The 11599-nt window shown below is 47.2% G+C and carries 10 protein-coding genes; 4 read left to right on the top strand and 6 right to left on the bottom strand.

The features are described 5' to 3' along the window. The first annotated feature begins 6 nt into the window (after window positions 1–6). Complete coding sequence (locus QUB10_RS10560) at window positions 7–666, top strand: response regulator transcription factor (protein ID WP_333201866.1); 660 nt, start codon at window positions 7–9, stop codon at window positions 664–666. Between the two features lie 136 nt (window positions 667–802). Next, on the top strand, window positions 803–1384 hold the full coding sequence (locus QUB10_RS10565) for a Uma2 family endonuclease (RefSeq protein ID WP_333201867.1): 582 nt from the start codon (window positions 803–805) through the stop codon (window positions 1382–1384). 388 nt (window positions 1385–1772) lie between these two features. On the opposite strand, the gene argF is transcribed toward QUB10_RS10565, so the two are convergent. Both argF and dusB read right to left on the bottom strand, forming a co-directional pair. Beyond that, window positions 1773–2693: an ornithine carbamoyltransferase gene (argF, locus tag QUB10_RS10570; RefSeq protein WP_333201869.1), complete on the bottom strand. Its 921-nt coding sequence runs from the start codon at window positions 2691–2693 to the stop codon at window positions 1773–1775. A gap of 99 nt (window positions 2694–2792) precedes the next feature. After that, window positions 2793–3803 (bottom strand): tRNA dihydrouridine synthase DusB, encoded by a 1011-nt coding sequence (gene dusB, locus QUB10_RS10575; RefSeq protein WP_333201871.1) that lies wholly within the window; start codon window positions 3801–3803, stop codon window positions 2793–2795. 354 nt (window positions 3804–4157) lie between these two features. Between dusB and QUB10_RS10580 the strand changes: the two genes are divergently transcribed. Beyond that, a complete protein-coding gene (locus QUB10_RS10580) occupies window positions 4158–5780 on the top strand; it encodes a glucose-6-phosphate isomerase (protein WP_333201873.1) in 1623 nt (540 codons plus the stop codon). A 692-nt stretch (window positions 5781–6472) separates the two neighbouring features. After that, complete coding sequence (locus QUB10_RS10585; protein WP_333201875.1) at window positions 6473–7213, top strand: DNA-binding response regulator; 741 nt, start codon at window positions 6473–6475, stop codon at window positions 7211–7213. Between the two features lie 10 nt (window positions 7214–7223). Here QUB10_RS10585 and QUB10_RS10590 read toward each other — a convergent pair whose 3' ends face one another. From QUB10_RS10590 to murC, 4 genes are all read right to left on the bottom strand, one after another. After that, the gene (locus tag QUB10_RS10590; RefSeq protein WP_333201877.1) at window positions 7224–7712 is read right to left on the bottom strand and encodes a low molecular weight protein-tyrosine-phosphatase; all 489 of its coding nucleotides are present in this window, start codon (window positions 7710–7712) and stop codon (window positions 7224–7226) included. 228 nt (window positions 7713–7940) lie between these two features. Beyond that, window positions 7941–8291, bottom strand: coding sequence for a YbaB/EbfC family nucleoid-associated protein (locus tag QUB10_RS10595; RefSeq protein ID WP_333201879.1), 351 nt, complete (start codon window positions 8289–8291; stop codon window positions 7941–7943). 426 nt (window positions 8292–8717) lie between these two features. Next, window positions 8718–9674: a UDP-N-acetylmuramate dehydrogenase gene (gene murB, locus QUB10_RS10600; protein WP_333102382.1), complete on the bottom strand. Its 957-nt coding sequence runs from the start codon at window positions 9672–9674 to the stop codon at window positions 8718–8720. Between the two features lie 150 nt (window positions 9675–9824). Further along, window positions 9825–11381: a UDP-N-acetylmuramate--L-alanine ligase gene (murC, locus tag QUB10_RS10605; protein WP_333201881.1), complete on the bottom strand. Its 1557-nt coding sequence runs from the start codon at window positions 11379–11381 to the stop codon at window positions 9825–9827. Window positions 11382–11599: the final 218 nt, after the last annotated feature.

The following is an 11599-nucleotide window of genomic DNA, read 5'->3' on the forward strand; positions in this document are numbered from 1 at the left end:
TATCCCATGATTCGTCTGTTGTTAGTTGACGATCAGCAGCTTATCTGCCAAGGGCTCAAGGCTATGTTAAGCCTAGAATCAGATTTAGAAGTGATTGGAATTGCCCACAACGGTAAAGCTGCTCTAGAGCAAGTCGAAGCTCTCCAACCCGATGTTGTATTAATGGATTTAAAAATGCCCGTGATGGATGGTAGAGAAGCAACTCGCCTGATCTGTCAGTCATTTCCCAACACGAGTGTCTTGGTTTTAACTACTTTTGATGACGATGGATACATTGTTGATGCGATGCGAGCCGGAGCCAAGGGCTATTTGTTGAAAGATATGCCATCGGAAGAGTTAGCACAAGCAATTCGTTTGGTGCAATCGGGTTATACTCAACTGGCTCCTGGTTTAATGGATAAGCTAATAACAGGATTTTGTGCAGCACCTACGACTCCAACACCTACTACTCAACTCTCGAAACTCCCTGCACTGGCACAATTAACCCCGCGCGAACAAGAGGTATTGCGGTTGATTGGTAAAGGTTTAGGCAACCGAGATATTGCCCAGCAGTTGTTTATTTCTGAGGGAACAGTGAAGACTCATGTCACTCATTTACTGAATCGGTTAAACTTGCGAAATCGATCGCAGTTGGCAATTTATGCCCATTCTGCGATCGAAACCTGAATCACTTTATTGTTTTTTATTAACCGCAGAGATCGCAGAGAGATGCTGCACAATCCTGCTCTGATTACCGCTGCATACTTTACCTAAGCTACAATTAAATTATCTGAGATGGAATTGCGATATTTTTGGTGAAACTATGCTAATAACAGAAGCCCCTTTCACGCTCCGTAAATGGACAGTTAAAGAGTATCATAAACTGGGAGAGATGGGAGTTTTTCACCCAGAGGAACGCATTGAATTAATTGAAGGAAATATCATCAAAATGAGTGCAAAAGGAACTGCTCACACCTCCGCTTTAGGGCGTACAGATAGATTGCTGCAAAGCCTTTTTGCAAATCTGGCGTGGGTACGAATGCAAGATCCGATCGCCCTTGATGACAATTCCGAACCCGAACCGGATATCGCCGTAGTCAGAATCGATGCCTTTGACTATGCGACTCACCATCCGACTCCATCAGAAGTATATTTAATTATTGAAGTAGCAGACAGCAGCTTAGCTTACGATCGCGAAATTAAAGCCAAAGCTTACGCGCGATCGGGAATTGCCGATTATTGGGTATTAAATGTGGGCGAAAGACAACTGCACGTTTTTCGAGAACCTGCGGAAGATGGGTATCAAAGCGAGGTTATTCTGGGAGAAAGCGCGATCGTTTCACCGCTGGAATTTCCTGCTTTCAATATCGCAATTCTGGCAATGTTGCCACCAATTATGCCATAGGTGCGCGCTGCGAACTTAATAATTTTTATTAACCGCAGAGGGCGCAGAGGGCGCAGAGAGAGAAGAGAGAGAGGCAAGTATTTAATCTGTTTGTAAAAACTGCCAACTATTTTGAATTCATCGGCAATTTTATTCGCCTAAAAAATCGATACCATAAATCTAATACCATTTTTCTAAAGATGTGCTATGGATGAAGTCTTAGCCCCCCCTTAATAAGGGGGGGTTGGGGGGGTAATATCTAGCGCTACTTTATGAAATTGGTATAATAATCGCAGTCGGTTTTAACCGACTTAAGCTTTGAGCCAGGGGTTTAAACCCCTGGCGGACTGGCGAACGGGCGACATATTTACTGACAACATTTTTAAGGCATGAAGTCGTTACTACAAACCTAATCGCTTTCTAGAATACTAGCCAGCAAAGCTTGCTGAGCGTGCATCCGATTTTCTGCCTGATCCCAAACGCGCGATTGACTGCCTTCAATCACTGCATCGGTAATCTCTTCATCCCGGTGTGCGGGCAAACAGTGCAATACAATTGCATTCTTATCTGCTAACTTCAGCAATTGTTCATTTACCTGATATGGCTCAAACAAAGGAATCCTGATTTTTGCTTCCTCTTCCTGTCCCATACTCGCCCAAACATCAGTATAAATCACTTGAGCATTCTTCACAGCAGCTTCTGCGTCCGCCGTCACAGTAACTTCTGTTTTTCCATTAGCAATATTCTTAGCTTTTTCCACTATCTCGGCATTAGGCTGGAAATCTTGAGGGCAAGCAATTCTTACATTCATTCCCGTCATGGCACAGCCCAACATCAGCGAATTTGCCATATTATTGCCATCGCCCAAATAAGTCAAAGTCACCCCTTCCAACTTACCAAAACACTCTTTTACTGTCATTAAATCCGCCAGCACTTGGCATGGGTGTTCGTCATCGGTCAGTGCATTAATCACAGGAATTTTGGCATAGTTAGCAAAAGTTGCTAAATCTTTTTGCTCGAAAGTCCGAATCGCTAAAATGTCTAAATATCTGTCTAAAACCCTGGCCGTATCTACCAAAGGTTCACCGCGGCTGACTTGTGTAACGTTGGGATTGAGGTCAATCACTTGCCCTCCCAATTTATACATTGCTACCGTAAAACTTACCCGCGTTCGCGTTGAAGCTTTGGAAAATAACAAGCCGAGAACTTTATTGCGTTTCAGCTTGACCATTCCCGATTTTAAACTGGCTGCTAGATCCAGCACATAATTTAATTCATCAATGCTTAAATCTGCCAGACTTAATAAATCTCGCCCTTTTAAGGAATCCATGCTTTCCCCCACCCACAAATTTTTAACTTTGTCTTAAATCTTAGCCCGCAGAGGTGAATTTTGTTTCTGTAATCCCTAGTTGACATCTGCGGGTAAGGTTTATGCGGGTAATTGCTCGATCGCGCGATCGATCGAATCGCAACCTTGTTCCACCGTTTCTACCACAGCCAACACGCCCCGCAATTCCCCAGCGCCGGGGAAACCCTTAGCATACCAGGTTAAGTGCTTGCGCGCTTGGCAGACACCGCTTTCACCTTTATATTCCCACAAAGCCCGCAAATGTTCCTTAGCACATTCGAGGCGTTCAATTGGTGTCGGAGCTATCTTTTCCACACCAGTTTTTAAGAAATAATCAACTTCTCCCACCAAAAAAGGATAGCCCAAAGTTCCCCGCGAACACATCACTCCATCGGCGCCGGTTTCTTCCAGACATCGCATCGCTGCTTCCACAGAAAAAATATCCCCGTTAGCAATAACAGGAATCGATAAAACTTCTTTCACTCGGCGAATCCACTCCCATTTTGCCGGGCCGGTGTAACCTTGCGATCGAGTGCGGCCGTGCACGGTAATCATTTTTGCTCCCGCATCTTCCATCCGCTTGGCAAATTCCAAAATATTAATTTCTTTGTCAGTCCAACCAATCCGAGTTTTAACCGTGACAGGAACATCTACCGCTTCCACAACAGCCCGCACAATTGCCTCGGCCGTTTCCGGGTCTCGCAGCAGGGAAGAACCGCCGCCGTTTTTAGTAATTTTGTTAACCGGACACCCCATATTAATATCAACAGTATCCGCTCCTTCTACCACTGCTTTCTGGGCCGCTTCTGCCAAGAAATCCGGCCGGCAGTCAAACAATTGAATGCTAATCGGACGCTCGTTCGGGTCAACTTCCATAATTCTCGGCAGTTGCTTCACGTAGTGCAAACCCGTAGCGTTCACCATTTCCGTGTACATCATCGAATCCGGCGCGTAGCGGCGCACCAGGCGACGAAATACCAAATCGGTAACGCCGGATAAGGGTGATTGCAGGACGCGGCTTTTAACTTCAAAATCGCCGATTTTGAGCGGAGTTGATAATTTTTCTTTTAATTCGGGAGAGAGAGTAAGCATAGTCGATCGCACTTTAATTCTAATATCTGTATATTATACAACCTTAAGTATTTATACTTTAACAAATAAAAACTGAAGAGAAGCTCCACAAGAAATTAACTCTGGTTGTGGAACAGGCAAGATGCCTGTTAAGCGAGAATGCAGCTCTTCGCTGAGTTTTAACTCAGATATTGTATCCTTTTCAATCAGGATTTCGAGGGCGGGATCTGGGGCTACCCCACAAGAAAACTCACTCTTTGTGGAACAGGCATCTTGCCTGTTCTTAGGAAAGGTGCTCTTCGGTGAGTTTTGAACTACAATTGGTTGATTCCTGACGACGCCGATCGAACATTAAAAAAATTGTAGAGAATTCCTATGGACGCCGCAGCACTCTGGCAACGCTATCAAGACTGGCTTTACTATCACTCTGGATTGGGACTTTACCTCGATATCAGCCGCATGGGATTCGACGACGCTTTCGCAGCAGCACTGAAGCCCAAATTTGACAAAGCTTTCAAAGATATGGCAGCTTTAGAAGCAGGTGCGATCGCCAATCCCGACGAAAACCGCATGGTGGGCCACTACTGGCTGCGAAACCCCGATTTAGCTCCCACTCCAGAATTAAAACAAGAAATAGTCGAAGGTATATCACAAGTCGAAGCATTTGTCAAGAAAATTCAAAACCGCGATATTAAACCGCCCTTTGCTCCGCAATTTACCGACATAATTTCGATCGGCATCGGCGGTTCCGCCCTAGGCCCCCAATTTGTCTCCGAAGCTTTATCGCCAGACATTCCGCCCCTAGCAATACATTTTATCGACAACACAGATCCCGCTGGGATCGATCGCATCCTTAACAAAATTAAAGACAAACTCGCCAGCACCCTAGTAATTACTATCTCCAAATCCGGCGGCACCCCCGAACCCCGCAACGGGATGATCGAAGTTCAAAAAGCCTTCGCCGCCGAAAAACTGGATTTTGCCAAACAAGCAATTGCCATCACTGGAACAGACAGCAAACTAGACACATTAGCCAAATCCGAAGGCTGGATTGCCAGCTTCCCGATGGCCGACTGGGTGGGAGGGCGCACTTCGGAACTGTCAGCAGTAGGACTTTTGCCCGCAGCTTTGCAAGGCATCGACATTCAGGCGATGCTCGACGGCGCTAAAGTGATGGACGAAGCTACCAGAATTCCCGACATTAAAAATAATCCCGCCGCCTTGTTAGCAATGTCCTGGTATTTTGCTTGCAACGGACGTGGCGAGAAAGATATGGTAGTTTTGCCGTATAAAGATTCACTGCTATTGTTCAGCCGCTACTTGCAGCAATTAGTCATGGAATCGATCGGCAAACAGGAAGATTTAGACGGCAACACAGTTCATCAAGGAATCGCAGTTTACGGCAACAAAGGCAGCACCGACCAACACGCCTACGTCCAGCAACTGCGAGACGGCGTGCCGAATTTCTTCCTAACATTTATCGAAGTTTTGCAAGACAGGCAAGGCATTTCCCCAGAAGTAGAAACCGGCGTCACTTCGGGAGATTATTTGTCTGGTTTGTTGCAGGGAACTCGACAAGCCTTGTACGAAAATCACCGAGATTCCATTACTGTCACCATTCCCCAAGTCAACCCTAGGACAGTAGGAGCATTAATCGCCCTCTACGAAAGAGCCGTAGGTTTTTACGGTTCCTTGGTGAATGTCAATGCCTATCACCAACCGGGCGTCGAAGCCGGCAAAAAAGCGGCCGCTGCTGTATTGGACTTGCAGCAACGGGTACTGCAAGTGCTCAAAGACGCCCAAAAACCTCTGTCTGTCTCAGAAATAGCCAAAAAAGCAGGAAAGCCAGAGCAAATCGAGACAATTTACAAAACTCTGCGGCATTTGGCAGCAAACGGGCGCGGCGTAGCTTTGGAGGGCAAATTAGGACAACCGGCTACTTTAACTGCAACTTATAAGGAATACCCTGAAAACCCCGTGACTTCAGTCCGGGGATGAAAGGGCGTTGCAGGATAAATCCTGCCTGTTCTCTTTACCTCAGTCATGAACCCAAAATCCAATCTTTTTAATTCAAAAAACTTCCTTAAAAAGCTTTGGACAAAACGGGACAGTCTGGTAAACTGAAACAGTCAGGGTTAAACTCCCTTGCCCGAAGTGAAACAGGACATGAGACACACTTTTAGGCATAAACTGGGGGACAAAGTGCGGCGAAAACACTATAAACAGTCGAAACCGAAAATGTAGGTTTCAATCCAGCAAATAAACTTTTTCACGCTCGAATTGTTAAGTAGGGTAGGGCATAAGCTGTGGAGCATTTAAACCAGTAACGAGGCTAGTAGGGTGCGTCATTCGCGAACCCTTACGCTGAAACGGAAAACCTTAGATGCTGACGCACCTTACGCAAGCCCTTTAAATGCCGAACAGCATACCCAAACAAAGCGGGAAATATCCTAGTACGCTTTTGGAGATAGACCCGCTGGGATGCTTCTGAATTAGGCTCGTCAATTGGTGGTATCCCCACGGTTGAAAGGTTTAAGTATTGCCGTAAGGACAGCACATTTTAAGGTCAGTCGCTGAATTAAGAATCCCCTCGGCTTCAGCGAGGGGAGTGTCAACAAGAGAATTAAACAGTAGAATTAAACATTAAAAGTGAAATTAGTCACTTTTAATGTTTAATTTTTAATTCCCCCATGCCCTTGACGATTCTGGTTGCTGACGACGATTTCGCGACTCGCTTGTCGATTACCGATTATCTGGAAATTACCGGATACTCTGTAATCGCTGCTGAGAACGGCAAAGAAGCTTTAGGTTTGGTAGATGAATTTCAGCCTCACTTGATTGTTACCGACATTACAATGCCCCAGATGGATGGCTACGAATTCGTCCGGCGAGTTCGGACTCGTCCCGCTTTTCGCTTGCTGCCGGTGATTTTTTTGACGGAACGCACGAGCACGCAGGAACGGATTCGCGGCTATCAGATGGGGTGCGACAATTATCTGGCTAAACCTTTTGAACTCCAGGAATTGGGGGCGGTTATTCGCTCTTTGCTCGATCGCTACGCTCTAATCGCTCAGGCCCCCTCTCGTTCTCCAAAACCAGAACCGACGCCAACAGAGGCACGCAGCAGAGCCAATGACAAGCCAGAAGCAGATTTTTTAACTCAACAGTCAAACACAGGCGATTCCCTACGAGATAGCTCCGCTTCACGGGCATCTCCCAGCCAAAATGCTCCGACTTTGACTCAGCGAGAGCGAGAAGTGCTAGATTTGCTGACAGAAGGACTTTCTAATATTCAAATAGGCTCCACACTCCACCTCAGCCCTCGAACGATCGAAAAGCACGTCAGCAGCTTGTTCAGAAAAACTGACAGCAACAACCGTGCAGAACTCGTTCGCTTTGCGATGGAACACCATTTAGTCGGTAATGGGTAATTGGTAATTCTTAATTGGTAATTCTTAATTTTTCCTGACTGACAACGTACTCCAACAAACCCTCGGAAGCATCGTGGAGCAAATCAATTACTCGATCGAATCCCTCCGGGCCACCGTAGTAAGGATCTGGCACTTCTTTAAGGTCGTATTTCTGGCAAAAATCGCACATCAGCCGCACTTTATCTTTATACTTTCCAGCCGAGTCCAGGGCAAGAATATTGCGATAATTGTCTCGATCCATAGCCAGAATCAAATCAAATTTTTCAAAATCTTTCTTGGTAAATTGGCGGGCTTCGCCTAACAATTCAATGTCTCGCTTCCTCGCCGCCAATGCCATCCGCCTGTCAGGGGGGCTGCCAATGTGATAGCTAGCAGTTCCAGCAGAATCGCAGGTGATGCGATCGCTCAAACCAGCTTGTTCAATTAAGTGATTCATAATATTTTCTGCTGAGGGCGATCGGCAGATATTTCCGAGGCAGACAAATAATAATTTAGTCATTAGTTATTAGTTATTAGTTATTAGTTATTAGTTATTAGTCAGTCAACACTGCTAATTTGTAGGGTGCGTCGCTTTCAGAGTCAATCTGCAAGTTCTATCGAACATGGAGCAGCGACGCACCTTAGTATAGGGGTTTTCCAGAAAGTTTAATCAGTCAACAGTCAACAGTCAACAGTCAACAGTTAACAGTCAACAGTCAACAGTCAACAATTGACTGATAACTAATGACTAACCGAAACCGGGGAGATTTAGTCCACCGGTGAGTTCTTCCATTTTCTCCCGCATCGTCATCGTAGACTTAGCGTAAGCATCCTGCATCGCCACCGTGACGAGTTCAGAAACCACATCAGCACCTTCACCGAGGGCATCCGGTGAGATTTCCACGCGGCGGGGTTCTTGGTTGCCGCTGAGAAAAACCTTGACCAAGCCGCCGCCTGCAGTTCCCTCAATTTCCATTAAATCCAACTCTTCTTGGAGCTTTTTAGCTCCTTCTTGAACCTGCTGAGCTTTTTTGAAAGCTTCAGTCAGTTCTTTCATTTTGCCCAGGCCGAAGCCAAATCCTTGTCCTGATTTTGTCATAAAAAATACTCGGTAAGTGGGAAACTCAGTGGCTTCAGCCCTGAGAGGAAAACGACACGGCGATTTCAATCGCCTTGAATCCCCTTGCGGGGTTAGAGGGGTATGGTTGCCCCTCTATGGAGATATGGTTGTCTCCGAGTCCCTTTCGGGTAATGTTAGCTTCGCCAAGGTTATAAGAGCTTTTTAGACCTGCAACACTGTCTCAGTGACTTTAAGACTGTTTAATTGCAGATGACAGAGCGGAAAACTAGCTTCGCATTCGCCGGTGTCGTGACTCAAATAACGTAGTCAGTTAAGACTTAGGCTGGTCAGAATAGCTTGTAATTTCTTACAAGCTCAGTGGCTTTAGCCCTGAGTTCCTGACAACTACTTTGTGATGGTGTGTGGGCTGGCAGTCTGCCGTTTCCGTATTACTTCAATGATGCCTTAGAAGGGAAACTCTCCCAGTATTCTAACTTCTGGCTCCAACAACAGCGACCACCGCTGCTCGACTTGCTGTTGAACGTGGCGGATCACTTGAAAAATATCATTGGCCGTTGCCGACCCGCAGTTAAGAATAAAATTAGCATGACGCTGAGCCACTTGTGCACCGCCGATCTGATATCCCTTCAGTCCCGCTTGTTCGATGAACCAACCTGCCGTCTTGGGGCCGGGGTTGCGGAAGACTGAGCCACAGCTCGGTAAGTGGTAAGGTTGAGTTGTCCGCCGCTGGCTGAAATGGTCATTAGTTTCTGCCATTACTTGCGATCGATCGAATCCCGGCTGTAACTGAAAAGTCGCTTCTGTTACTAGCCGATCGCCCCCTTGCAGCACCGAAGTCCGGTAGCGGTACTCCAACTCTTGGGGAGTCAGAATTTCCACCTTGCCACCAGGGGATAGCACGCGAGCGTTGACCAGAATATCAGCAGTACAGCCTCTGTGAGCGCCTGCATTCATCACCACAGCCCCTCCCACGGTACCAGGTATGCCGACGGCCCATTCTAGGCCTTTCCAGCCCCGCTTAGCCGCCAACCAAGCCAGGCGCGGAATTGACTCCCCCGCCCCCGCTGTAACTTGACCTGTTTCTGGGTTAAAATTCACCTGTTTGAGGTAGCGAGTGCCGACGACCAAACCGGATAAACCCCGATCGCTCACCAACAAATTAGAACCGGCACCCAGCAGAGTCACAGGCACCCCTTCAGAATCAGCCCAAGCAAAACTCGCTTGCAAAGCCTCCATACTGCGGGGAGCAACGTACCACTCGGCAGGGCCACCGACTCGGAAGGAAGTCAGGCCCGCCAGCGAAACTTGGGAGTTAATCTTGCAATCAGTTCCCCGCAAAGAAATAGGAGAATACACTCGCCGATTGTCCTTAACAGAGGAGTCATTCGAGATAGTCACCATCTTGAAAATCCTTAAAAATACCTTCGCTCGAAGACGTGGTTTAAAATCCATTTAGCTAACTTATGTCGCCCCTTTGAGCGAGCCGTCCGACAGAAGTTTCGGCCCAACGTGCAACGCCATAATGTCGATCGACTCTACTCAGTTCGCGAGCTAATCGGGGCGATCGGCTTGTTGATAAAAAGCCATAACCTCTGGAATAATCTGATTCAGATTACCAGCGCCCAAAAACAGAGCCAAATCCCCCGGTTGCAGATTTTTGGTTAAAAACTTAGTGACTGACTCCAGGGAAGGCGCAAACTCAACCTCTCGGCCTTCTTTAGCAATCAAATCAGCAACTTGCTGCCCGCTAATTTCTCCTAAATTTGGTTCCCCAGCACTATAAATATCGCAAGCCACAACCAAATCAGCATCCCCAAAAGATTGAGCAAATTCTGGCAAAAATGTCAGAGTCCGGCTGTAACGGTGGGGTTGAAAAATTGCAACCACTCTTCGGGATTTGGGATTTTTTTCGCTACCTTCGATCCGCAAGCGAGCCGCCGCCAAGGTGACACGAATTTCGCTAGGATGGTGGGCGTAGTCGTCCACAAACAGGATGTCATTGTGAAAGCCCCGCACCTCAAAACGGCGGCGAGCTCCTTCAAAGCCAGCAATCGCTTTGGCAATCGCCGAAAACTCTAACCCCAACAATCGGCCTACTGCTACCGCAGCTAGTGCATTGCTGAGATTGTGTGTGCCGAGCAACTTCAACTCCATTTCCCCCAGGAAAACTCCTCGCTCCCAAATCCGAGCCTTGGTGCTTTCTGCCCCGTACTCCACGCCCGAAGCCGTGTAGTCAGCACCGCTGTCCGGCTGCAAGCTATAACTGACATGAGGGTGAAGGCAGTCTTTGACGATTTGGTCGTCAATGCAGCCCACCAAGGTTTGACAGTTTTGGGCAAACACCTTAAATGTGTCTATTACCTGGTCAAGGGTATCGTAATGGTCTGGATGATCCAGTTCCACATTCGTCACTATGCCAATTTTGGCTACCAGCTTAACGAGAGAACCGTCGGATTCATCAGCCTCGGCCACTAAGTAGGGCCCTTCCCCCAAACGGGCATTGCCTTCCCAAGCATTTACCTCGCCTCCTACTACGATCGTCGGGTCTAGACCCGCCGCCATCAGCATGAAGCCGATTAAGCTGCTAGTAGTAGTTTTGCCATGAGTCCCGGCTACCGCTATGCTTTGATAATCTTGAATTAACGCTGCCAACACATCCGATCGATGAAAAATCGGACAGCCCAAATCTAAAGCAGCTCGATATTCGGCATTGGCTGGGTGAATAGCCGTCGAACATACTACTTGAGGCAATCCCGCAATTGCTTGGGCGCTTGAACCGTTGCCGTTCAATTGGACAGCTTTGGCTGTCGCGACAGAAGTCCCTACCGTACCCGCGACTATCGAGGATACTGCCCTTTCCTGTTGCCCGCAGTCGGGACTGCTACCGTTGAGGGCCGTTTGAAATAGTTCCAAATTGCTGGCGTCTTGACTCCAAAAAATATGAGCTCCCATTCCTTGCAAGCGCTCGGTTATGTGACTCGATTTAATGTCGGAGCCGTACACAGGCAACTTGCGTTTAGCTAGAATGTAGGCAAGGGCTGACATCCCAATCCCACCAATGCCGATGAAATGAAATGGTCTACCGCTAAAATCAACAGAACTCGGCATCTTTGCTCCTCACACACCACACCACGCCAATAACACGCGATATCATATCAAGAATTGTTTTTTCAGGATACAGTTCGCTAGAGATTTTGTACAAAATTCTCTGCGCGTCCCTAGATTTGAGGGACTTGTAGAGATGTTTGTCTTGTATCCTATATGACTTAGTACCGAGTAGTTTTCCGGAACAGTCACAGCTCGAAAATTGCAGGTAAGAGAAAACG

It is taken from the genome of Microcoleus sp. B5-D4 (assembly GCF_036705145.1).
Taxonomy (GTDB): Bacteria; Cyanobacteriota; Cyanobacteriia; order Cyanobacteriales; family Microcoleaceae; genus Microcoleus.